This is a genomic window from Agrobacterium tumefaciens, from assembly GCF_013318015.2.
Classification (GTDB): Bacteria; Pseudomonadota; Alphaproteobacteria; order Rhizobiales; family Rhizobiaceae; genus Agrobacterium; species Agrobacterium tumefaciens.
This window is the reverse complement of record NZ_CP115841.1, coordinates 411,500-434,527: the sequence shown is the minus strand read 5'-3', so window position 1 is coordinate 434,527 and position 23,028 is coordinate 411,500. Positions and strand designations below refer to the sequence as shown.

28 protein-coding genes are annotated in these 23,028 nt (G+C 59.1%); 11 read left to right on the top strand and 17 right to left on the bottom strand.

All coding sequences use genetic code 11. The features are described 5' to 3' along the window. Positions 1–50 precede the first annotated feature (50 nt). The 3 genes from G6L97_RS02110 to G6L97_RS02100 all read right to left on the bottom strand — a co-directional run bounded on the left by G6L97_RS02110 (position 51) and on the right by G6L97_RS02100 (position 2,229). Positions 51–1,157, bottom strand: a complete 1,107-nt coding sequence (locus tag G6L97_RS02110) for a zinc-binding metallopeptidase family protein (protein WP_111783272.1) — start codon at positions 1,155–1,157, stop codon at positions 51–53. A 167-nt stretch (positions 1,158–1,324) separates the two neighbouring features. After that, the gene (locus tag G6L97_RS02105; protein WP_003511808.1) at positions 1,325–1,516 is read right to left on the bottom strand and encodes a CsbD family protein; all 192 of its coding nucleotides are present in this window, start codon (positions 1,514–1,516) and stop codon (positions 1,325–1,327) included. 107 nt (positions 1,517–1,623) lie between these two features. Then, positions 1,624–2,229, bottom strand: coding sequence for a YqgE/AlgH family protein (locus G6L97_RS02100; RefSeq protein WP_003511807.1), 606 nt, complete (start codon positions 2,227–2,229; stop codon positions 1,624–1,626). Between the two features lie 162 nt (positions 2,230–2,391). Here G6L97_RS02100 and G6L97_RS02095 point away from each other — a divergent pair, with 162 nt between their 5' ends. Both G6L97_RS02095 and G6L97_RS02090 read left to right on the top strand, forming a co-directional pair. Continuing rightward, a complete protein-coding gene (locus G6L97_RS02095) occupies positions 2,392–3,240 on the top strand; it encodes a protein-disulfide reductase DsbD domain-containing protein (RefSeq protein ID WP_065702733.1) in 849 nt (282 codons plus the stop codon). A 122-nt stretch (positions 3,241–3,362) separates the two neighbouring features. After that, positions 3,363–3,848 (top strand): peroxiredoxin, encoded by a 486-nt coding sequence (locus G6L97_RS02090; RefSeq protein ID WP_003511803.1) that lies wholly within the window; start codon positions 3,363–3,365, stop codon positions 3,846–3,848. A 64-nt stretch (positions 3,849–3,912) separates the two neighbouring features. Here G6L97_RS02090 and G6L97_RS02085 read toward each other — a convergent pair whose 3' ends face one another. From G6L97_RS02085 to coxB, 12 genes are all read right to left on the bottom strand, one after another. Continuing rightward, on the bottom strand, positions 3,913–4,221 hold the full coding sequence (locus tag G6L97_RS02085; RefSeq protein ID WP_013635620.1) for a Dabb family protein: 309 nt from the start codon (positions 4,219–4,221) through the stop codon (positions 3,913–3,915). Positions 4,222–4,349: 128 nt separating this feature from the next. Then, entirely contained in the window at positions 4,350–4,790 is a 441-nt protein-coding gene (gene rnhA / locus G6L97_RS02080; protein WP_003511799.1) for a ribonuclease HI, read from the bottom strand. Continuing rightward, positions 4,787–5,755 (bottom strand): homoserine kinase, encoded by a 969-nt coding sequence (locus G6L97_RS02075; RefSeq protein WP_111783343.1) that lies wholly within the window; start codon positions 5,753–5,755, stop codon positions 4,787–4,789. The genes rnhA and G6L97_RS02075 overlap by 4 nt, the downstream gene beginning before the upstream one ends. A gap of 92 nt (positions 5,756–5,847) precedes the next feature. After that, entirely contained in the window at positions 5,848–6,894 is a 1,047-nt protein-coding gene (gene ispH, locus G6L97_RS02070; RefSeq protein ID WP_019564182.1) for a 4-hydroxy-3-methylbut-2-enyl diphosphate reductase, read from the bottom strand. A gap of 63 nt (positions 6,895–6,957) precedes the next feature. Further along, a complete protein-coding gene (locus G6L97_RS02065; RefSeq protein ID WP_065658304.1) occupies positions 6,958–7,692 on the bottom strand; it encodes an SURF1 family protein in 735 nt (244 codons plus the stop codon). 10 nt (positions 7,693–7,702) lie between these two features. Next, positions 7,703–8,089 (bottom strand): DUF983 domain-containing protein, encoded by a 387-nt coding sequence (locus G6L97_RS02060; protein ID WP_065658253.1) that lies wholly within the window; start codon positions 8,087–8,089, stop codon positions 7,703–7,705. 100 nt (positions 8,090–8,189) lie between these two features. Further along, on the bottom strand, positions 8,190–9,065 hold the full coding sequence (locus G6L97_RS02055) for a cytochrome c oxidase subunit 3 (RefSeq protein WP_003511788.1): 876 nt from the start codon (positions 9,063–9,065) through the stop codon (positions 8,190–8,192). 63 nt (positions 9,066–9,128) lie between these two features. Next, entirely contained in the window at positions 9,129–9,758 is a 630-nt protein-coding gene (locus G6L97_RS02050) for a cytochrome c oxidase assembly protein (RefSeq protein WP_003511786.1), read from the bottom strand. Between the two features lie 42 nt (positions 9,759–9,800). Beyond that, positions 9,801–9,932, bottom strand: a complete 132-nt coding sequence (locus G6L97_RS02045; RefSeq protein WP_013635615.1) for a hypothetical protein — start codon at positions 9,930–9,932, stop codon at positions 9,801–9,803. Next, a complete protein-coding gene (gene cyoE / locus G6L97_RS02040; protein ID WP_065688067.1) occupies positions 9,932–10,885 on the bottom strand; it encodes a heme o synthase in 954 nt (317 codons plus the stop codon). The genes G6L97_RS02045 and cyoE overlap by 1 nt, the downstream gene beginning before the upstream one ends. A 381-nt stretch (positions 10,886–11,266) precedes the next feature. Then, positions 11,267–12,976, bottom strand: a complete 1,710-nt coding sequence (ctaD, locus tag G6L97_RS02035) for a cytochrome c oxidase subunit I (RefSeq protein WP_003511781.1) — start codon at positions 12,974–12,976, stop codon at positions 11,267–11,269. 17 nt (positions 12,977–12,993) lie between these two features. Continuing rightward, on the bottom strand, positions 12,994–13,857 hold the full coding sequence (coxB, locus tag G6L97_RS02030; protein ID WP_236762567.1) for a cytochrome c oxidase subunit II: 864 nt from the start codon (positions 13,855–13,857) through the stop codon (positions 12,994–12,996). A gap of 441 nt (positions 13,858–14,298) precedes the next feature. On the opposite strand from coxB, the gene G6L97_RS02025 reads away from it, so the two are divergent. The 5 genes from G6L97_RS02025 (at position 14,299) to G6L97_RS02005 (ending at position 18,090) form a co-directional block, all read left to right on the top strand. Next, positions 14,299–14,823 carry an invasion associated locus B family protein gene (locus tag G6L97_RS02025; RefSeq protein ID WP_003511775.1) on the top strand — a complete coding sequence of 175 codons (525 nt, stop codon included), beginning with the start codon at positions 14,299–14,301 and terminating at the stop codon, positions 14,821–14,823. 69 nt (positions 14,824–14,892) lie between these two features. After that, positions 14,893–15,201 (top strand): hypothetical protein, encoded by a 309-nt coding sequence (locus G6L97_RS02020; protein WP_038490085.1) that lies wholly within the window; start codon positions 14,893–14,895, stop codon positions 15,199–15,201. Between the two features lie 79 nt (positions 15,202–15,280). Beyond that, positions 15,281–16,696, top strand: a complete 1,416-nt coding sequence (gene tldD / locus G6L97_RS02015) for a metalloprotease TldD (RefSeq protein WP_111783275.1) — start codon at positions 15,281–15,283, stop codon at positions 16,694–16,696. Between the two features lie 275 nt (positions 16,697–16,971). Beyond that, on the top strand, positions 16,972–17,409 hold the full coding sequence (locus tag G6L97_RS02010; protein WP_003511773.1) for a bleomycin resistance protein: 438 nt from the start codon (positions 16,972–16,974) through the stop codon (positions 17,407–17,409). Between the two features lie 6 nt (positions 17,410–17,415). Further along, positions 17,416–18,090 (top strand): HAD family hydrolase, encoded by a 675-nt coding sequence (locus G6L97_RS02005; RefSeq protein ID WP_111783276.1) that lies wholly within the window; start codon positions 17,416–17,418, stop codon positions 18,088–18,090. A gap of 267 nt (positions 18,091–18,357) precedes the next feature. On the opposite strand, the gene G6L97_RS02000 is transcribed toward G6L97_RS02005, so the two are convergent. Next, entirely contained in the window at positions 18,358–18,663 is a 306-nt protein-coding gene (locus G6L97_RS02000; RefSeq protein WP_111783277.1) for a pyrophosphohydrolase domain-containing protein, read from the bottom strand. A gap of 150 nt (positions 18,664–18,813) precedes the next feature. Here G6L97_RS02000 and G6L97_RS01995 point away from each other — a divergent pair, with 150 nt between their 5' ends. After that, positions 18,814–19,593: a sulfite exporter TauE/SafE family protein gene (locus G6L97_RS01995; RefSeq protein WP_162686620.1), complete on the top strand. Its 780-nt coding sequence runs from the start codon at positions 18,814–18,816 to the stop codon at positions 19,591–19,593. Between the two features lie 31 nt (positions 19,594–19,624). On the opposite strand, the gene pdxH is transcribed toward G6L97_RS01995, so the two are convergent. After that, entirely contained in the window at positions 19,625–20,245 is a 621-nt protein-coding gene (gene pdxH / locus G6L97_RS01990) for a pyridoxamine 5'-phosphate oxidase (RefSeq protein ID WP_003511768.1), read from the bottom strand. Positions 20,246–20,301: 56 nt separating this feature from the next. Between pdxH and G6L97_RS01985 the strand changes: the two genes are divergently transcribed. The 3 genes from G6L97_RS01985 (at position 20,302) to fabI (ending at position 23,023) form a co-directional block, all read left to right on the top strand. Then, positions 20,302–20,751, top strand: a complete 450-nt coding sequence (locus tag G6L97_RS01985) for an RT0821/Lpp0805 family surface protein (RefSeq protein WP_003511767.1) — start codon at positions 20,302–20,304, stop codon at positions 20,749–20,751. Positions 20,752–20,963: 212 nt separating this feature from the next. Further along, complete coding sequence (locus G6L97_RS01980; protein WP_111783278.1) at positions 20,964–22,073, top strand: DnaJ C-terminal domain-containing protein; 1,110 nt, start codon at positions 20,964–20,966, stop codon at positions 22,071–22,073. Positions 22,074–22,204: 131 nt separating this feature from the next. Then, positions 22,205–23,023 carry an enoyl-ACP reductase FabI gene (gene fabI / locus G6L97_RS01975; RefSeq protein ID WP_003511762.1) on the top strand — a complete coding sequence of 273 codons (819 nt, stop codon included), beginning with the start codon at positions 22,205–22,207 and terminating at the stop codon, positions 23,021–23,023. Positions 23,024–23,028 lie beyond the last annotated feature (5 nt).

Here is a 23,028-nt window from a genome sequence, read left to right as displayed (position 1 = left end):
GGGAGAAGGAAACGACGCGTTTCCTGACTATGACTTCTCGTGTCTCGTATTCACTGCGCCATCGAGAACTGCTGCATCTGCCGTTGAGGCATCGCGTCGATCCTGCCGTGTAGCAGGTCGTGGATGAATTCCATCTTGCTCACAACAGGCGGGGCCAGCACGAAGGGATAAAGGTCCGCCTCCCCCATGCTGCGCTGGATCGAGTTGATGGCGACGCTGAGCGGAATCCAGGCCTTGACCAGTTGTGCGGCGCTACGGGCATTATAGGGATCGAAAGTGACCTCCGCCGCCATTTCCTCATGTCCATCGGGGTCTATCGCCACGCCAAAGGCGCGCGCGGTTTCCAGCGTATCGACGATGTGAAGATAATGCGCGAAACACTCGGCAAAATCCTCCCAGGGATGCACGGAGGCATAGGCGCTTATGAAGGTTTCCTGCCAGTTGGGGCGCGGCCCCTGCTCGTAGTTGCGCTGTAGCGCGGCGGCATAGTCTTCGCGCTCATCGCCGAATACCGCGCGGCAGGCCTCCAGTCGGCTCTCATCACGAACCAGCTTGTTCCAGATGAAATGCCCGACCTCATGGCGGAAATGGCCAAGCATGGTGCGATAGGGCTCGTTCATGTTGGCGCGCACCTGCTCGCGCGTCGCATCATCCACCTCTGCCGCGCGAATGGCGATCAGGCCCTCGTCGTGGCCGGTCATGGCGGGAATGACGGAACCGTCAGGTGCGACTTCGTCGACCAGAAAGTCGAAGACTAGCCCGCCGACAGGATCGGCATCGCGGTTGGGATGCGGCAGGCCGAGACGCAATATCGAATAAAACAAATGCCGCTGCGCCTGGCTGATGCCGCGCCATTGTTCGATACCCTCATCCGTCGCGATATTTGGAACGAGACGGTTATGGCTGCAGGCCGGGCAAAAGGCGTTCTGGCTTTCCGCCGGCACAGACCAGTTGCAGATGTCGTTCACCTCATTGGCGCAGAACCGCACCTGTCTTTCCGGCTGGGCAACAAGTTGCCAGTTCGGCTCACCCGCAGGCGCCAGCGCTTCCATGGAAAGGCGCTCCGGCACGAAGGCCAGACGATGGCCGCAAGAGACGCAGAAACGATTGTCGAAGTGGACCGGCTGGCCACAGGAAGCGCAGGAAAAAAGCTTCATTCATGAAACCCTTGCGGTGGATGAATTGGGTGAAGGCGAATATAAGAGACCAAGGTGAAAGGCGTAACAAACCCGCCCGTCAGGCCTCCAGACGACAAGAGCGCATGTGCGATAACACATGCGCTCCAAAGCACCGCATCAAAGACACGGGAGCCCGTCAGGTGGCATTACATACGATCAACGACACCCTTGACCGCATCCTTGGCCTTGCCGACGTTCTTCTGTACCTTGCCTTCGGTTTCCTGAGCGGCACCCTTGGCGCGCAGCTCGTTGTTGCCGGTTGCTTCGCCGACGTTTTTCTTGACCTTGCCAGCAACTTCCTTGGCTGTACCGGCGATCTTGTCTGATGTGCTACCCATGTTACTGCTCCCTAGTTGAGCCGTACTGTCTGTGCGGCTTTCGGGATTGTTAACGTCAGGGATTGGGATTGGTTCCAGCAGTCGACAAAAGGAGCATCACGAAAAAATCAGGCGTGGCCGGCTTCCGCAGAAAGCATGCGAGCATCCACACCCATAAGCGCAAGCGCCCGCTCGTATTTGTTGTCCAGTCCACGGTCGAAAATCAGCTCTTCCGCCGCCGGGCAATTCAGCCATCCATTATTGGCGATCTCGTTTTCCAGCTGACCCGGACCCCAGCCGGCATAACCGAGCATCATGGTGGCCTTTTGCGGGCCGCGACCGTTGGAAATGGCGCGCACGATATCCAGCGTCGCCGTCAAGGAAATGTCGTCGCTGACCGGAATGCTCGATTCACTTAAATAATCATCGGAATGCAGCACGAAACCCCGGCCGGATTCGACCGGGCCGCCGCATTGGATCGGAAATTCCCGGGTGCGGTTGGGAAGCATGATGGCGTCGTTGCTGTCCACCAGCTTCAGATGCAGCAGAATATCCGTGAAGGTGATCTGCTGCGGCCGGTTGATGATGAAACCCATGGCTCCGGCATCCGAATGGGCGCAGATATAGACCACCGAACGGGCAAAATTGCCATTGTCCAGCCCCGGCATCGCAATGAGGAACTGGCTGTCAAAAAAGCCACGTTCGCGTTTGTCCATCAGGGTTGAAAAGCTCACCGGCGCCTCCAGCTTGCCGAATTCCACCATTGAACGGGAAAGCGGCGTTCGCACTTCGACAAAGCACAGGATGCGGCATCGCGCCCGATCAATCAACCGAAAATGATGAACCGCACGAATTCGTAACTGGTCCATCAGGCGATGTTGGGTTAGACGGAAAGAATGAGCGTCAGGACATTCTTTCGATTTTCACATCTTCGCCTCGCCGTTGCCTTCGCCGCCCTTCTCGGTAGCTGGCAACTAGCGCAGGCCGAAATTACCGACTGGGCGAGAAGTGAAGGCGGCCAGATGCGTGTGGCAAGCCTTGCCATGGATGCGGACGGCGTGGTGCGCGGCGTGTTGCAGATCGAGCCGAAAGACGGCTGGATAACCTATTGGCGCGAACCGGGCGAAGCTGGAATACCGCCCAAGATCACGCTTGATCCGGCAAGCGGTATAAGCCTGACATCGATGGCCTATCCCGTTCCCAAACTCATCGAGAACGGCGATATCACCGATATCGGCTACGATCACGCCGTCAGCATTCCCTTTCAGTTGAAAGCCGTGGACGCCAAAGCGGGAGGCAATATCGACCTCACCGCCTTCATCGGCGTCTGCCAGAATATCTGCATTCCCTTTGAGGCGACGTTTTCGATCAGCCGCGGCAATGCGGGCGATGACGACCACGAAGAGCGGCGATTGCTGGAAGAGGCGCGCGAGACGCTGCCAGAGGCTGCGTCCGACGATTTCAAGGTTGTCGATTTCCACATCACGCCCGACAAGACCATGCTTGGCGTGCAATTGCAGCTGCCGGAAAACGCGCCGAAGGAGACCGAAATATTCATCGCCGGCCCCTCCGGTTTTGCCTATTATGAGCCGCAGAACCTGGTGCGAGACAAGCGCAAGCTCTCCTTCTACATGAACATCAAGGGCTTGCCAAAAACCTATCAGGTGCAGGGCAACAGCTGGCCCATTCTTGTCAAATCCGGCGATCGGACCATGGAGACCATGCTCAATTTTCCAAAGCCCTGACCGTTCAGGCGGCATATCCCGAACGGCTGTCTCAGCCATGGAATTTCCCGCGAAAACTGTATGACAGTTTTCTTTTCCTTGCTCTATAGTCGCGCGAACCAAACGGCCATAGGAGCATGGACATGACTATCAAGATCGGCGAAAAACTGCCTTCCGCAACCTTCAAGGAAAAGACCGCCGATGGCCCGGTGGAAACCACCACCGATGCACTTTTTGGCGGCAAGACGGTGGTTCTTTTCGCCGTACCCGGCGCTTTCACTCCCACCTGCTCGCTGAACCACCTGCCGGGCTACCTCGAAAACCGCGACGCCATTCTCGCAAAGGGCGTGGATGACATCGCCGTCGTTTCCGTCAACGACTGGCACGTCATGGGCGCATGGGCACAATCGTCCGGCGGCCAGGGCAAAATTCACTTCCTCGCCGACTGGGACGCCGCCTTCACCAAGGCGCTCGGCCTCGATGCCGACCTCTCCGGCGGTGGCCTCGGCGTGCGCTCCAAGCGCTATTCGATGCTGGTGAAAGACGGCGTGGTTACATCGCTCAACGTGGAAGAAAATCCCGGCCAGGCGACGGTCTCGGCCGCTGCAGCGATGATCGAGCAGCTTTAAGCCACCTCTCTGTCGTCGCGAATGAAGCACAGTATCCATTAAAGGGCGGTCAAACCGCCCTTTTTCACACGTTCATATCAAACACCAGAAGCCCGGCCAGACCGCCATCGGTTAGCGAGACCAGACGTTGACCGACTTCCATGTGTTGCGGGTGCGCCAGATATTCGTCGCGGGCTTCCGGGCTGTCCAGCGTCACGATGAAGCCATCGACGAAACCGCCATTCAGGCCTTCCGGCGAAACGTTCTGGCCGTATTTCACGTCGATTATGCCGGGTATCACGTCCTTGAGGGCCGCAATTGCTTCAAACACCGCGTGTTTTTCAGAGGATGCCGTTGCAGCCTTGAACCGTAGAAATACACAATGCAGGATCATCTGAATGTCTCTCCTCCGCTGGAACATCGTCCAACTGTTTGACGACAAGATAGATCGGGTTTCAGTTTTCACAATCCCTTATCACGGTTGGCCCGGATCAGGGCTGCATGGAAGAAATCAGACTTCCGTTACCGGCGTTTGAAAGGCTCCATGCCCTTGCGTGCCAATTCGTCGGCGCGCTCGTTTTCCGGGTGGCCGGCATGGCCCTTGACCCAGTGCAGCGTCACTTTATGGCGCTCCTGCGCCGCCTCCAGCGCCTGCCACAGCTCCACATTCTTGACCGGCTTGTTATCGGCGGTTTTCCAGCCCTTCTTTTTCCAGCCGAAAATCCACTTGGTGATGCCATCCTTGACATAGGCGCTGTCGGTATAGAGATCGACTTCGCAGGGACTTTTCAGCGCGTTGAGCGCCGAGATGGCCGCCAGCAGTTCCATGCGGTTGTTGGTGGTATCAGCCTCGCCGCCGGATAATTCCTTTTCGGTCTCGCCATATCGCAGCACGGCACCCCAGCCGCCCGGACCGGGATTGCCGGAGCAGGCGCCGTCGGTAAAGATATCGACATGTTTCATTCGCCAACCAGCCCGTATTCGGCGACATGACTGATGGAGCGGTGGAACCGCAGCTTGCGCAGATATTCCAGCGGGTCTTTCTTCACCACCAGCGCGCCCGCCGGCGTCGTCAGCCAGTCATAGAGGCGAGTCAGGAAGAAGCGCAGCGCCGAGCCGCGTGCCAGAAGCGGCATGGCATCCAGTTCCGCCTCGCTCAACGGACGCACCGACTGGTAACCTTCCAGCAGCGCCTTGCCCTTGGTGACGTTATAAGAGCCATCCTTCTCGAAGCACCAGGCATTGAGGCAGATCGACACGTCATAGGCGAGCAGGTCGTTGCAGGCGAAGTAAAAATCGATCAGGCCGGAAAGCTCGTCACCGAGGAAAAAAACGTTGTCCTGAAACAGGTCGGCATGGATGACGCCCGCGGGCAAATCCTTCGGCCAATGGGCGGCGAGATAATCGATTTCCGGGCGGATCTCTTGCTTCAAGCCCTTCTCCACCTCGTCGGCGCGGTCTTCAGACTTGTCCCACAGCACCTTCCAGCCATCGACGGAGAGTGCATTGGGGCGCTTGATCTCGAACCCCTCACCGGCAAGATGCATGGCGGCCAGGGCCTTGCCGACTTCCCGGCAATGTTTCGCTTCCGGTTTTCGCAGCCACATGCCTTCAAGGAAGGAGATCAGCGCCGCCGGGCGGCCGGACAATTCGCCCAGCAGTTCCCCGTCCTTGCGCGGCAGCGGCAAGGGGCAGGACAGACCCTTGGCGGCCAGATGCTGCATGAGACCGAGGAAGAACGGCAGATCGGATTTTTCCACGCGCTTTTCGTAAAGCGTCAGGATCAGCGGATCCTTCGTCGTATGCAGCAGGAAATTGGAGTTTTCGACGCCTTCGGCAATGCCCTTATAGGATGTGAGGCTGCCAACGTCGTATTGTATGAGGAAATTCCTCAGATCATCTTCGGTGATGTCCGTATAAACTGCCAATTTCAAATCTCTTGATGAAGGATGGAGTGAAAATCTGAAGAGGGGATGAGATGTGCGCGGTGGGAACCACTCACATATCTCGCCATCCCGGTCTAGGCGCCAGTGGCGGCTTTCGGTGGCAGGGCATTGCTGGCATTGCCGTTCACGAAAGCCATGTCGTCCGTCGTCAGCTCGATGCTGCGCAGTTCGCGGTTGACGAGGAAATGTTCCGTTTCCTCCACCGTGACGGCCAGATCTAGCGTCGTATCGAAACGCGCCTTGAAGGCTTCGATGATCTCATCAACGATGACCTCCGGCGCGGAAGCGCCCGCCGAAAGACCGACGGTGCGGATATCGCCGATCGCATCCCAGTCGATTTCCGCCGCACGCTGCACCAGAACTGAATGTTTGGCGCCAGCGCGCAGCGCCACTTCCACCAGCCGCTTCGAGTTTGACGAATTGGGCGCGCCGACCACGATGAAGAGATCGCAGCCGGGGGCCGCCTGCTTCACCGCATCCTGACGGTTGGTGGTGGCGTAACAAATGCTGTCGGCGGCGGGCGCCTGAATGGCCGGAAAACGTTCCTGCAACCGGGCAATAACGCCTGCGGTATCATCGACAGACAGCGTTGTCTGGGTAACGAAACCGAGGTTTTCTCGGTCCACCGGTTCATAGGTGCCGGCATCCTCCACCGTCTCGACCAGCGAAACAGTACCTTCGGGCAGCTGGCCCATGGTGCCGATGACCTCAGGGTGACCGGCATGGCCGATCAACACGACATGGCGGCCGAGGCGCTGGTGGCGCATGGCCTGCTTATGGACCTTGGAGACGAGCGGGCATGTGGCATCGAGATAAAACAGGTTGCGCGCCTGCGCATCCTCCGGCACGGATTTGGGCACACCATGGGCGGAAAAGACCACCGGCTGCTCGCGATGCTCGGTGGGGATTTCGTGCAGTTCCTCGACGAAAATCGCGCCCTTGGCTTCCAGCCCCTCGACCACGTATCGATTATGAACGATTTCGTGGCGGACATAGACCGGCGCGCCATAGGCTTTCAGCGCCAGCACGACGATCTGGATCGCCCGGTCCACGCCCGCGCAAAAGCCGCGCGGTCCGCACAGCCTTATCGTCAAAGGGGGTTTGGAAACGGCGATGTTCATTCGTGCTCCTTGGCGTGCTCCTTGCCCTTGCCCGGTAGCCAGCCTTACCGGACAGGGCGCGCGTTATTCACCTTGCGCCTTACCGTTCCGGAAATAGGCAAAACCGGCGACGATGACAAGGGCCGCCGCCAGACCATACCACGTTATCGCATATTGCAGGTGATTGTTGGGCAAATCTATCAGCGTCACGCCGCCCTGTGGCCAGCCGCCGGGGTTCGGCGCATCGTCGGCATCCACGAACAGGTTGACCAGCCTGTTGGGCGGGATATCGGTGCTCGACGCCATGGCCGCCAGATCCTTCCAGTAGAAGATGTTCTTGGCGATATCGTTATCCGGCAGCAGGGAAGACGGTTTTGCAACGAGCGGCGCGCGCGCCAGCCCCTTGATCTCCACCTCGCCAGCGACCTGCCCTTCAGGCCGCTTCGTCGCCTCCTTCATCTCAAAAGGCACGAAGCCGCGATTGACGAAGAGGATGCGGCCATCGGCAAGCGACAGCGGAGTATAGATGTAATAGCCGGTTCTGCCCTCGTGGGTGGCGAAGAAATGCCGCTCGCGGGCATGATCGAAAACGCCGGAAACGTTGACCCTGCGATATTCAATTTCGCCGCCGCTTTTGGCAATGACCTCGATCTGCGAGAGCGTGGCCGGACTTGCGTTGCGCCGCGCCTGGATATCGGCAATCAGCGCTTCTTTCCAGTAAAGCCGCTTCACCTGCCATGTGCCTAGCCCGAGAAGGATGGCAAGTGCCAAAAGGACGAGCGGCGCGGCAAACCAGATGCGTCTTTCCGCCGCCTTCATGTGGGAAACCTCATTCACGATCAAGCCTGCCTTCGCTTGCATTGTTGCGGTATTGCAGCGCAATCATGATGCCCTTCATCTTGCGCAGCAGCACGAGGGAGACGATCACCGCGAAAGGCAACCAGAGCATGGCATGCACCCAGACGGGTGGCGCAAAACGCTGATCGAACCAAAGCGCCAGCCCGACGACAAGGAAACCGACGATCAGCATGACAAAGACGGCCGGGCCTTCGCCCGCATCGGCAAAGCCATAATCCAGCCCGCAGGCGCTGCATGCGGGTTTCGGGGTCAGGAAGCCGTCGAACAGCCTGCCATTGCCGCAACGCGGGCAGCAGCCCTTCAGCCCGACTTTTATTGGGTCCACCGGCGCAAAGCCGCCGTTTCCGGGTTCAGACATGATGGCCTCCCGCCTTGGGCCGGTTAAACCTCCGTCCGGCCCGCCTGTTTAAACACAAAGGGCGGCAGATGCCGCCCTCCGAGTCAGAAAACAAACCGCATCACTCCGCCAGCGGCGCGCCCCAGCCGCCCCAGATGTAGATCGCGAAGAACAGGAACAGCCAGACGACGTCAACGAAGTGCCAGTACCAGGCAGCCGCTTCGAAGCCGAAATGCTGTTTCGGCGTGAAACCGCCGGCAATGGCGCGCAGCAGGCAGACCAGCAGGAAAACCGTGCCGACGAAAACGTGGAAACCGTGGAAGCCGGTCGCCATGAAGAAGGTCGCACCATAGATCGAGTTCTTGAAGTCGAACGGGGCGTGCATGTATTCGTAAACCTGCACGGTCGAGAACAGGACGCCGAGGGCAACGGTGAGGACGAGACCGGTGATCAGCCCCTTGCGGTCATTGTGCAGCAGGGCATGGTGCGCCCAGGTGACGCAGGTGCCCGACAAAAGCAGGATGACGGTGTTGTAGAGCGGCAGGTGCCAGGGATCGATGACCTCGATGCCCTTTGGCGGCCACTGACCGCCGGTATATTCGAGGCGCGACGCCTGAATGGCCTCGTGCGGATAAAGGCTGGCATCGAAATAGGCCCAGAACCACGCGACGAAGAACATCACCTCAGAGGCGATGAACATGATCATGCCGTAACGCAGGTGAAGCGAAACGACGCGGGTGTGGCTACCCTCATTGGCTTCCTTGATCGTGTCTGCCCACCATGCGTACATGGTGTAGAGCACGATGACGAGACCGATATAAAACAGCCAGGGATTGGCCAGTTCCATGCCGAACAGCTTGAAGGAGCCAGCCGACAGGTAACGCATGTAACAGACGCCGCCGAAGGTCAGAATGAAGGCGCCGATCGAGGCCAGAAGCGGCCAGGGGCTTGGATCTATGATGTGGTAGTCGTGGTTCTTTTGATGCGTATCTGCCATGTGTGACAATCCCCTGGTATCTCTTCCCAGACCCGGCCCTGCTCAAAAGGCCCGAGTCTCCTCTCACAATTTGCTTTCGCCAGATTCAGTCTTTACCGGCAAGGACGCAACCGGTTTTTCGGTTTTGGCCGGATAAAACGTATAGGACAGCGTCAAAGTATGAATGTTCTTCGTTTCGCGCGCCGTGGCGATATCCGGATCGATGAAAAACACCACCGGCATTTCGAGCGTTTCGCCCGGCTGAAGCGTCGTTTCAGTGAAGCAGAAACACTCCACCTTGTTGAAATAAGCGCCTGCTTCCATGGGCGTGACGTTAAAGACCGCCGTGCCCGTGGTTGCCACCGCTGAGCGGTTCGTCGCCTTGAAATTGATCTGCACAGTCTCGCCGATTTTCGGCGTGACCAGCTTGTCGACCGGGCGGAAATCCCAGTTGAGGCCATTCGACGTATTGGCGTCGAAGGTGACGTTGATGGTTTTGTCGAGAATGACGTCGGAATATTGCTCGACGCGCTGGGTCGTGCCGTTATAGCCAGTGACGCGGCAGAACAGGCTGTAGAGCGGAACGGCGGCATAGGCCATGCCGATCATAGCGCAGAAAAAGACGAGACAGAGCACGAGGATGGAGCGATTGCTCACCCGCTGCGTGCCGGCCGTTGCCTTGTCTGCCCCGATATTTGCCCCAGTATTCGCCATGTCCCCCTCCTCTCCTCCGATCATGCCCTCACTGTCAGGCCGTCAATGCGAACCGATCTTGATGATGGTGATGACGTAAAACAGCACCACCAAACCGGCGAGCAAGACGCCGAGCGCGACGTTGCGCCCGCGCCTCGATTTTTTCTGCGCCGCGCTCAGTTCCACGGTTTCCATCAAAAAACTCCCGAAATCACGGCTTTCAGGGCCGGAGCGAAATGATCGGCCAAAAGGCCGGAGAAGATGGCGAAGAGGTAAAGCACCGAATAGGCGAACATCTTCTTGGCGGGCAGCATTTTTTCGTCACCGTCAGGCATGCGCCGGACATCGAGCGAACAGTACACAAAGATCGCGCTCAGCACGGCGGCGAAAATGCCATAACCGAGGCTCGCCAGACCGGTGAAATACGGCGCGACCGCAACTGCAGCCGTCAGCACGGCGTAAACGATCATCTGGTTCTTGGTGGAGCGCTCGCCCGCCACGTTCGGCATCATCGGAATGCCGACGGAGCCGTAGTCGCGCATCTTGAACAGCGCCAGCGCCCAGAAATGGGCTGGTGTCCACAAGAAGATGATGAGGAAGAGGATGACGCTATCAAGCGAAACGCCGCCGGTGACGCAGGCCCAGCCAAGCATGGGCGGGAAAGCGCCGGCAGCACCACCAATGACGATGTTCTGCGGTGTCGAGCGTTTCAGCCACATCGTATAAACGACGGCGTAGAAGAAAATGGTGAAGGCGAGCAGTCCGGCGGAGAACCAGTTGACCGCAAGCCCGAGGATGACCACCGAAAAGGCCGAGAGCGTCAGCCCGAAGGCCAGGGCCTCGCCAGGTGCTACGCGGCCGGACGGGATCGGCCGCTTGGCGGTGCGGCTCATCACGGCGTCGATATCTGCATCGTACCACATGTTGAGCGCGCCGGATGCGCCGGCACCGACGGCAATACAGAGAATGGCGATGAGGCCGAGGACCGGGTTGATGTGGCCCGGCGCCAGCACGAGGCCCGCAAACGCCGTGAAGACGACGAGCGACATGACGCGCGGTTTCAGCAACTCGAAATAATCGCGCGCGCCGGCTTCCGAAAGTTCGGAGCTTTCCAGGCCAAGCATTTCGCGATTGTCGATGACGGTCATTTCGTATCCTGTTTTTCTTCAGATGCCGCTTGCCGCGGCATCCCTTGCACCAGCCCGAAAACAGAGTGTCGTTTTCGGCGTGCACGGTGCGTCAATTCATTGGTCCGAACGTTCCGGCACGAGCAGCACCGGGGTCAAAGACCCGATGCCATGCGCCTGGCATATCGCCACGCCCGTTCCGTCGCCCTGCTGCGTCTGCCCATTCATAGTGGCAGTACTTGGCTTTTATCATGTCGCACGAAAAGCTTCGCTTGGACAAAATGCCTCACGCAGCAGCAGACTCCGTCCGCCTCAAGGGAAACGGCGCGGATAAGCCCACACCATCCCCTCTTTTCAGCTTCCGGAGTTCGCAAGCCCTGCCCGCGCACTCCGGTCCGGCATTCAGCGAATGCGCGGAAGCTGTTCCCACTGGTGGTACGGCGGCGGAGAGGACAGCTGCCATTCGAGCGTCGTCGCACCTTCACCCCAGGGATTGTTGCCAGCGATCCGCTTCTTGGCGAAGGCTTCCCAAACACCGAAGAGGAAGATCAACACGGCAACGGCCGAGATATAGGAACCATAGGAAGACACCAGGTTCCAGCCGGCATAGGCATCGGGATAATCGATGTAACGACGCGGCATGCCGGCAAGGCCGAGGAAGTGCTGCGGGAAGAAGATCAGGTTCACGCCAACGAACATCACCCAGAAGTGCAGCTTGCCGATGAACTCGTTGTACATGTAGCCGGTGATCTTCGGGAACCAGTAATACCAGCCGGCGAAGATCGCGAAGACCGCGCCGAGCGACAGAACGTAATGGAAGTGCGCCACGACGTAGTAGGTGTCGTGCAGCGAACGGTCGAGACCGGCATTGGCGAGCTGGACGCCGGTGACACCGCCGACCGTGAACAGGAAGATGAAGCCGATTGCCCAGACCATCGGGGTCGAGAAGGTCAGCGAACCACCCCACATCGTCGCGATCCACGAGAAGATCTTGATACCTGTCGGCACCGCGATGACCATGGTTGCGAAGACGAAATAACGCTGCGCTTCCAGCGAAAGGCCGACCGTATACATGTGGTGCGCCCACACGATGAAGCCGACAGCGCCGATGGCGACCATGGCGTATGCCATGCCGAGATAGCCGAAGACCGGCTTCTTGGAGAAGGTGGACACGATGTGGCTGATGATGCCGAAGCCGGGCAGGATCAGGATGTATACTTCCGGGTGGCCGAAGAACCAGAACAGGTGCTGGTAGAGGATCGGATCACCGCCGCCTTCCGGCGAGAAGAATGCCGTGCCGAAGTTACGGTCGGTCAGAAGCATGGTGATGCCACCAGCCAGAACCGGCAGGGAAAGCAGCAGCAGGAATGCGGTGACCAGAACCGACCAGGCAAAAAGCGGCATCTTGTGCAGCGTCATGCCCGGAGCGCGCATGTTGAGGATGGTGGTGATGAAGTTGATGGCGCCAAGGATCGACGACGCGCCGGCAACGTGCAGCGAGAAGATCGCAAGATCCACCGCCGGTCCCGGCATGCCGTTGGTCGAAAGCGGCGGATACATGGTCCAGCCGCCACCCACGCCGTAACCGCCCGCCGGACCTTCGACGAAAAGCGACAGGAGCAGCAGGATGAACGCCGGAACGATCAGCCAGAAGGAAATATTGTTGAGGCGCGGGAAAGCCATGTCAGGAGCGCCGATCATGATCGGGATCATCCAGTTGGCAAAGCCGCCGATCATCGCCGGCATGACCATGAAGAAGATCATGATGAGCGCGTGCGCTGTCGTGAACACGTTGAACATGTGCTTGCCGCCGTCGATGGCGGCGTCGCCCTCGAAGCCGTAAACCATGGAGGCCAGACCGTGGAAGATCTGGATGCCAGGCTCCTGCAGCTCCATACGCATGACAACCGAAAGCCCGCCACCGATGATGCCCGCCATGATGGCGAAGATCAGGTAGAGCGTGCCGATGTCCTTATGGTTGGTCGACAGGAACCAGCGGGCGAAAAAGCCCGGCTTGTGGGAATGATCATGCGAATGATCATCATGCGCGTGCCCATCATGAGCGGATTGACCATGCGAGTGATGATCGTCGTGTGCGGAAGGTCCAGCCATTGTCGTCACTCCAGGTCTCAGTTGGTTTCGTTGGCGGCAACGTCGACCGTGCGCGGAGCGCCATCGACGGAGGCCATCAGTGCCCGGTTCGCGCCGTTCAGATCTGAAGCGGCGGCGGCGTGCCAGGCACTGTACTGCTGTTCGGAAACCACCCGAATGGCGATCGGCATGAAGGCGTGGTCCTTGCCGCAAAGCTCGGAACACTGGCCGTAATAAAGGCCTTCCTTCTCCGGCTTGAACCAAGTTTCGTTGAGGCGGCCCGGAACGGCGTCGATCTTAACACCGAAAGCGGGCATGGCGAAGGCGTGGATGACATCCGTAGGCGCCGCCGTCACCAGAAGGCGAACGGTCTTGCCGACCGGAACGACCATTTCATTGTCTACCGCGAGAAGACGCGGGTAGCGGGCCTTGTCCTCCTTGCCTGCAGCTGCACGATCCTGCTCTTTAAGCAGATAGCTGTCGAAGGCGAGCGGCTCGGCGCCCTCGGCAGCCTTGTATTCGTAGTTCCAGAGCCATTGCGTCGCAGTCGCCTTCAGCGTCAGATCAGGGTTTTCCGGCTGCGTCAGCTGCGCGTTCAGAAGATTGAACGACGGGAAAGCGAGGAACAGGAGAATGAGAACCGGCGCAAGCGTCCACACCACTTCGATCGCGGTGTTGTGGCTGGTCTTGGACGGCACCGGATTTTTCGCTGCACGGAATTTCAAGGCGACGATAATGAGCAGCGCAAGAACGAAAAGCGTAACCGGAACAATGAACCAGAGCGTATATTGTTCAAACCAGCGTATTTCGTGCATGATCGGCGTGGCGGCCTCCTGCATGCCCATTTGCCAATGCACCGGCTGATCGGCGTGGGCGCCGACAGCCGTGAGCAGACAGGTCATCCCCGCCAATGCTGCGTAAATCCTATTCGTCACGGTACCCTCTCCCTCACGCGTCTGATCTTGATCAATTACAGACGCAGAATCCATGCTTATGGTACTAACTTCAAACCACAGTTTGTCCTCTGCCGCAATATGCGTAAGGACACGGATGTCAGCCAATTTCACCATTGTTCGTCGCAGCCGAGTTTCCCATGTCCCGTATCCTGCAAGATATTTCAGGCGCGCTTGGCAATGGTCAAAATCCGGCGCAGCCCCTGCTGGCAGCGCTTTTGCAGCAGGCTTCAGCCAACAGGCACCGGCTGCCGCACGGTCAAATCAGGCGCCTGCACCCGGCAACAGGTCCTATTTCCGCCCAACTCGGCTGGAATTGAGGTACCAAGGCTTTTTTTTCCGGATTATGGCGTCAAAATAGCCGCACTGATTCGAATCCCAGAGGTATCCATGCGTCTTTCCCCGCTCGCGCGCACTTTTCTTGCCGCCGCCGGTCTTGCCATCATCGCTCCCGCCGCAGCGGCGCTGGCGCAACAGCAGCCGCCCGGAACGCCGAAGTCGACGCATGGAGCATGGTCGGTGATCTGCGACAAGCCGGCAGGCGCATCCGAAGATCAATGCGCCCTGATGCAGAACGTGATTGCCGACGACCGCCCAGAAGTGGGGCTTTCGGTGGTGGTCCTGAAAACCGCGGACCGCAAGTCGCGCATCCTGCGTATCCTCGCACCGCTTGGCGTGCTCCTGAAGGACGGCATGGAGCTTTATATCGACAACAACAATATTGGCCGCGCCTATTTCACCCGCTGCTTCTCCGAAGGCTGCTATGTCGAGGTCGATATTGACGACGAGCTGCTGAAGGTTCTGCGCGCCGGCAAGAACGCGGTTTTCGCGCTGCGTGAATCCGTCGATCAGGATCGTGTCGGTATTCCGATCGAGCTCACCGGCTTTGCCGAAGGCTACGACGCGCTTCCTTAAACAATAAGGTTGAATCCGAGAGACTAAAACTCTACCATGAAAGTATTGTTTTAACTATTTTCGGATATCATGAAATATAGAAAACCGGTAACCCTCCGTCAGTTTTGCGGCGTTTTTCTGGTACTTCTACTATTTGCTTTTGCGGTGAGCTTTGCTCATGAAAGTGGCCTCTTGCCCGATTTCATGGTAGGAAACGCGCAGCCGCAAATGCTGATTATGATTGTCACTGGGAATATTCTGTCGCAGTTCCACTGGGAACGCGTCGTGCCGAATCCGCCTGAGCACTGGGGACGTCTGACGTTGCTGGTTCTTCTCCATAGCGTCCCTGTCTATGTGGCCATGGCTTTTTTCGTGCATCTCATATTCAAGCTGACTTGAGCCAAATCACGCTTTGGCTTGCCACCGACGCCCCACAATCCTACATGCTTGCCAGACACTATTCAGTTTGGAGCCTCCCATGACCAACGACCTTGTAAATCTCTTCGATTGCGACGAGACGCAGTTGCGCAAGCTGGTCGCGGAAGCGCTCACCGGCGCAGACGATGGCGAGTTGTTCATCGAACATGCGCAGGCCGAATCGCTGACCTTCGACAACGGCCGCCTCAAGGGCGGCTCCTTCAATACCGACCAGGGTTTTGGCCTGCGCGCCGTTGCCGGCGAGACCGTTGGCTACGCCCATGCGGGCGAGCTGTCGCAGGCTGCGCTGAAGCGAGCTTCGGATGCGGTTGGCGCCGTGACCAGAGGGTATTCCGGTTCCTATGCCGCAGCCCCGCAGCGCACTAACAAAAAGCTCTATGGCGACGAAAACCCGATCGGCAGCCCGAGCTTCGAGGAGAAGGTGAAACTTCTCACCGATATCGACGCCTATTTGCGCGACAAAGACGCGAATGTCCGACAGGTGACGGCGACGATTTCCGCAAGCTGGCAGGTAGTGGATATTCTGCGCGCCGATGGCCATCGCGTCAGCGATGTCAGGCCCATGACCCGTATCAATATTTCCGTGGTCGCAGGTGCAGGCGACAGGCAGGAAAGCGGCTCCTACGGCATTGGCGGCCGCGTCGGCTTTGGCGATTTCATTACCACGGAGAACTGGCAGCGCGGTGCGGACGAAGCGCTGCGCCAGGCGCTCGTCAACCTGACCGCCGTCGATGCGCCGGCCGGCACCATGGATGTGGTTCTCGGCTCCGGCTGGCCCGGCGTCATGCTGCATGAGGCTGTGGGCCATGGCCTCGAAGGCGATTTCAACCGCAAGAAAACCTCGGCCTTTGCCGGCCTGATGGGCGAGATGGTGGCAGCCCCGGGTGTTACTGTGGTGGATGACGGCACCATCGACAGCCGCCGTGGTTCGCTCACCGTCGACGACGAGGGAACACCGTCGGCCTATAATGTGCTGATCGAGAACGGCAGGCTGGTGGGATACATGCAGGACCGCCAGAACGCCCGGCTGATGGGTGCAAAGGCGACAGGCAATGGCCGCCGGCAGGGTTATGCCTATGTGCCGATGCCGCGCATGACCAACACCTACATGCTGTCAGGCGACAAGACGCCCGAGGAGATCATCTCCTCCGTCAAGAAGGGCATCTATGCCGTTTCCTTCGGTGGCGGTCAGGTGGATATCACATCAGGCAAGTTCGTGTTCGGCTGCACCGAGGCTTATCTCATCGAGAACGGCAAGATCGGCGCGCCGGTGAAGGGTGCAATGCTGATCGGCAACGGGCCGGACGCAATGAAGCGCGTCTCGATGATCGGCAACGATTCGAAACTGGACACCGGCATCGGCAATTGCGGCAAGGCCGGGCAATGGGTGCCGGTTGGCGTCGGCCAGCCGCATCTGCGCATGGACCAGATCACCGTCGGCGGCACGAAGGCGTAGTTCCGGCCTCGAGCCGGAATCCAGCCTATCCGCGTCCGCTTGGCGAGATGAGTCTTTTCAGCCCAAGGACCTGGGCTGACTGGATGCCGGATCATGCCCGGCATGAGGTGAGAAAAGCTGTGGCAGGGCGAAAAGTTGAACCTGCTTCAGCCCACAACTCCGCACATGGCTGCCATGATGAGGATTCCTCTGGCAAGTCACCCGGAAGACGATAATATCGCCCCATCACCGCAGGCCACGCCTCCCGTCGCCGGGCCTGCGCGGCAAAGGAGACCATGACCATCATACGAAATGCCCTCGTCCCGGAACTAGCCGTCAGCGACTGGCAGAAAAGCCGCGCTTTTTATTGCGACCTGATCGGTTTTCATGTGGTTTATGAGCGCGCCGAAGAGGGCTTTGCCTATCTGGCGCTGGGTGATGCGCAGCTGATGATCGACCAGATCGGTGCGACCCGGACCTTCGTGGCGGAAAATGCAGCGCTTGAATTTCCGCTGGGCCGCGGCATGAATCTGCAACTTGCCGTTCCTTCCCTGCTGCCCATCCTCGCGCGGCTTGAGCGGGCCTCGATCGATCTTGTCCTGCCGTCAGAGGAAAAATGGTACAGGCGCGGCACAGTCGAGGTCGGTAACCGGCAATTCATCGTTGCCGATCCGGACGGTTACCTGCTCCGCCCGTTCGAAAGCCTCGGCGAACGCCCCTTCCGGTTCGGTTGAGCCGCCATGCTGCCTTTTCTCCCGCATGCAGTCGTTTTCGACATGGATGGATTGCTGATCGAAAGCGAGACGCTTTATCGCGATTCCTTTCTGGCCGCGTCAGATGAGGGCGGCCACGGAATGCGGGTCGAGACCTATCAGAAGGTCTGCGGCAGCCCGTGGGATGTCATTACCGGCACCATTTTCGCCGATTATGGCGCGGATTTTCCGATCGACAGCTTCCGTGACGCCTGGCTCCGGCATCTTGCCGTGATGATGGCGGAAGGCGTGGCGCTGAAACCCGGCGTCGTCGAAATCCTCGATCTTCTCGACAGGCTCGATATACGCCGCGCCATCGCCACCTCCTCGAGGCACGATTCCGTCACGCGCCATCTCGGCCCCTATGACCTGCTCAAACGTTTCGATACCATCGTCGCCCGCGGCGACTATTCGGAGCCGAAGCCGTCGCCCATGCCATATCTTACTGCCGCAAAACGTCTCGGCATCGATCCGGGTCGTTGCCTGGCGCTGGAGGATTCCTGGCACGGCGTGCGCTCCGCCTCCTCGGCGGGCATGATGACGATCATGGTGCCGGATGTCGCGCCGCCGACCGAGGAAATGCGGGAAAAATGTATCGCCGTTTCAAGCGATCTTCATGCGGTTGCCGGTCTCCTGCAAGAGGCGCCGTTATCAGAGGCATGAAGGCGCGGCGCATGCCTTTAGCCATTGGTCTTTATGGTGCCTCACATATAGGCTGGCAGGCCGATCCTGCCCGAATTCAATTATCGGCACATCCATAAACGGAGCGGCGCTGATATTGCTCGCTCTTTGCGCATTTCAGATTACCCTGCGGCAGGTCATGACGCCGGTGGCCGCCATTCTCGCAGCTCTGCTCTCTATCGTTTCGCTCTCATAATCGCGGCAGCGGCAGAGCCGCAGCGCTAGGGTCGCGTCCCTCCCCGCAAACTGTCAAACCGACGGTGTAAAACGCCACTTGCGCTCTATCGATGCTTCGATGTCGAGACCGTTATAATGGGCGAGCAGCAAAACGTGGCCGAGGAGATCGGCGGTTTCGTCGGCAAGATCGAGTTTCATCTCCTCTTCGCTTCTGTCTTTGCTGCGCCCACGCCCCGTCAGCCGGTTCCAGGCCTGCGTGACCTCACCAACCTCCTCCTGGAGCTTCAGCATATACCAGTCGGGATCGCGGACGATCCCATTTTCCTCAGCGTATTTCTGTGAGGCAGCTTCAAACTGGCGCATCAAGACAGCAAGCATTTGTTCATCCTTTGTTCGTGAGATACAAGTCTGATCACGATTCTCCGGCGGCGTCGATTCGAAAGCATATCGTGCGATAATCAGCTGAAATTTCCGCGACAGGTGCCTGCATGCGGGATAAAGAGGTATTCGAAACCCATGCAGTCACCCATGCCTCTCCTCGATTTTTTCCCGGCTCTCATCACCGCGCATAGTCCGACGCTGCTCGCCTTGTTTGCGGGCGCCGCCTTTCTCGCCGGACTTGCCCGCGGCTTTTCCGGCTTTGGTGCGGCCCTCATCTTCATTCCGCTGGCAAGCGCCATTGTCGGCCCGCGCATCGCCTCGGTGGTTCTTCTTATGGTGGACGGCGTTTTGACGCTCGGCATGATACCGCCGGCCTGGCGCATGGCCGACCGGCGTGAAGTCTTCACCATGGCAGCCGGTGCGCTTGTCGGTGTCCCGCTTGGAACGCTGCTGCTTTCCGGCGGGGATCCGCTCACCCTGCGCTGGATCATTTCCATCGTGGTTGTCGTGCTGCTGTTATTTCTCGTTTCCGGCTGGCGTTACAGCGGCCGGCCGAAAACGCCGCTCACCCTGTTCACCGGGCTTGTTGCCGGGCTGTTTTCAGGTGCGGCGCAACTGGGCGGTCCACCCATCGTCGCCTATTGGCTTGGCGGCGCCCTCAAGGGCGCTTTCGTGCGCGCCAATGTCATTCTCTATTTCGCGATTTCGACCGTGATATCCGCCACCAGCTATTTTTTTGGTGGCCTGTTCACCGCTGACGTCTTTGTTTTTTTCCTGCTGGCCCTGCCGTTTTACGGGGCGGGTCTTTATGCCGGTGCGCGGCTGCACGGGCTTGCCGACGAGGCGGCGTTCAGGCGCATCTGCTACGGCCTGATCGCCATTTCCGCCGTCATCGGCCTGCCGCTATTTGATTCGCTGCTGAAATAGGCAGGCAAGGACGGCCTGCCCCCTGCAGCTTTCAAGGATACATGCGGACCTTGGACCACGGTTCATCCGGCGTCTCGCGGCGGAATTCGACACGGTCGTGCAGGCGGAACTTGCGGTCGTGCCAGAACTCGATGCTGACCGGGCGAATGCGGAAACCGGACCAGTAGGAGGGGCGCGGAATATCGCCGATCGCATATTTCGCGGTGTATTCGGCAACCGCCTTTTCCAGCGCAAACCGGCCTTCCAGCGGCCGCGACTGCTTCGACGCCCAGGCGCCGATGCGGCTTCCGCGCGGACGCGAGGCGTAATAGCTATCCGCTTCCGCGTCGGTAACGATCTCCACCTCGCCGCGCAGACGCACCTGCCGGCGCAGGCTTTTCCAGTGGAAACACATGGCCGCTTTTTTCTGGCCCAGGATCTCGCGCCCCTTCTGGCTTTCGAAATTCGTATAGAAAACGAAGCCGCGATCGTCGACGTCCTTCAGCAGCACCATGCGCACATTCGGCAGGCCGTTTTCATCGACGGTTGCGAGTGCTACCGCGTTCGGATCGTTGATTTCGGAGGCCGTCGCGTCCTTCAGCCATTCGGCAAAAAGCGTGAACGGTTCATTTTCTTCAGTGAAGTCACTGGATGTTAACCCCGTTTCCGACATATTGACTAAAATGCTCCCGAGCTGATTTGGACCCCAGAGATGATCTCTGGCGAAAGATGGTGACCGTCATAGCAAAGTCGAACAGTCGAACAAAGGGCCTCCTTTCATCGATAGCGGAAGTTTCCGCCATCGTGTCAATGCTTGTGGTGCTGAGCGGATGCGTCAGCCTTGACCTGTTCGGCGGCGACAAGGTCGATCGCTCGCTTTCCACCGCCTCCGTTCCCAACCAGCCCAATAATAACCCGCAGACCGACGACGCGACCATCCGCAATGCGGTCACATCGGCGGATCTCACCAAACTCGCGGAACAGCCCCTGCCCTGGGCCAATGCCGCAACCGGCAGCGCCGGTGTCGTCACCACCATTCACGAAGACAAGTCCAGCGGTTTCGTCTGCCGCGATTTCAAGACGACACGCCACTCTTTCGAAGGTGTGGCGAGTTATGCCGGACAGGCCTGCCTGTCGGAAACCGGCGAATGGTTACTCACCCGCTTCGAACAGAAATAAACTGTTTACCCTGGCGCGCGGAATTAATCCGGCCGCATGGCAGCGCGCATTCCCCGTAAACAACTGCTTAGCAACTTATTGCCACAGTCGACGTTGTTTGAACCGAGGGCATGCATGCGAATGATCGCAGGCATCCCTTTTCGGAGGGGTTTGTTTCAGGATTGCGCCATGAGCGGCTGCACGTGCCTGAGCCAACGTAACTGGTGTTTCGCATGCGCGATCCGTATTCTATCCTCGGCTTAAAACGTGACGCCCGTCACGAAGACATCAAGGCTGCCTGGCGCACGAAGGCAAAAACCGTCCATCCGGACGCCAATCGCGATGACCCTGACGCGTCGGCGCGATTCGCCGAGGTCGGGCAGGCCTACGATCTTCTGAAAGACCCCAAAAAGCGCGATCTTTACGACCAGGCCCGCAAGGCGGCCGAGAAAAGGCAGCGCGGCGAAACAATCATGCAGCAGCGGGAGGCGGCGCGCGAGGCAGCCGAGCGCGCCAGGGCCGCTGAGAAGCTGATGGAGGAACTGGCCCGTGCGGATGCCCGCAACAGGGCGCAAACCGGCCAGAAAGCCGATGCAAAACCCGAAACGGCCGAAGATATCGTCGAGCGGATTTTCGGCGCAGACGCGCAGAACGACCCCAAGGTGCAGCAGGCAGCCGAAGCGGCGAAAGCCGCAGCCACGGGCGTTAAGGGCGACGCGCCCGGTGCTGGCGAGACCACGCAGACGTCTGCAAGCGAAACCGCAGCCGCTTCGCTCGCCGCCAACCTCTTCAGCGCTCTCGTGCGTCGCTTCCGCCCCCCGCAGACGCCGCCGGAAAAGGCACCTGACATCACGGCGGAAGCCACCGTTACGGTCACCGAACTTCTGGAGCGCAAATGGATCACCGTATCCCTTGCCGACGAACGCGAGGTACGCTTCCAGCTTGAACCCGGCATGACGGACGGTCATGTGGTGCGGCTAAAGGGCCAGGGGCTGAAGCTGCCGAACATTGCGCGTGGCGATCTGGCCGTCACGTTGCTGGCGGCACGCGACGACGCCTTTTCCCTTCGAGGCTTCGATATTCATACGACGCTGCCAATCTCTCTCAGTGACGCGGTTCTGGGTTGCGAGACGAGTATCCGGACGCCGCTTGGCGAGGAAACCGTGACCATTCCTGCCTGGTCCGGCTCCGATCGCGAGCTGCGGCTTGCCGAAAAGGGGCTTGCGGACGGCAAGGGTGGATATGGCGATCTCGTCATCGAATTGCGCATCATCCTGCTCGAAAAGCCGGACGAGAAGGTGACTGACCTCATGCGCCACATGCGCGAAGGCCTTTATTTGTAAAAGTTTTGCGAATAGGCGGGACAACGCACCCTTTGTTACGTTCCCTAACAGTAGATGATCCTCGGCAATCTTGAACAGGATTGCAGCCTATGCCATAGGCAGGATCAATCGAAAGTATCAGGGAGCATACAATGGCTCAGGCATCCGGCCTTATGGCTGGCAAACGCGGCATCATCTTGGGTGTCGCCAATAATCGTTCAATCGCTTGGGGCATTGCCAAGGCTTGCGCGGACGCGGGCGCGGAAATCGCGCTCACCTGGCAGGGCGACGCGCTGAAGAAGCGTGTTGAACCGCTGGCGCAGGAACTGGGCGCCTTCATGGCCGGCCACTGTGACGTGACCGACCTCGAGACGATCGATGCGGTTTTTGCCGGGCTGGAAAAGCATTGGGGCAAGATCGATTTCGTCGTGCACGCCATCGCCTTTTCCGACAAGGACGAGCTGACCGGCCGTTATCTCGACACCAGCCGCGACAACTTCAACCGCACCATGGACATTTCCGTCTTCTCGCTGGCCGCCGTTGCCAAGCGGGCAGAGCCGATCATGAATGATGGCGGTTCGATCATCACGCTCACCTATTACGGCGCCGAGAAGGTCATGCCGAACTACAACGTCATGGGCGTGGCCAAGGCTGCACTCGAGGCCAGCGTGCGTTATCTCGCGGTAGACCTCGGCAGTCGCGGCATCCGCGTCAACGCGGTTTCCGCTGGCCCGATCAAGACGCTTGCGGCTTCCGGTATCGGCGATTTCCGTTACATTCTGAAATGGAACGAATACAACGCGCCGCTGAAGCGCACCGTTTCCATCGAAGAAGTCGGCAAGTCGGCGCTTTACCTGCTGTCCGACCTTTCGACGGCTGTCACCGGCGAAATCCACCACGTGGATTCCGGTTATCACACCATCGGCATGAAGGCTGTTGACGCGCCGGATATCTCGGTGGTCAAAGACTGAGCCGA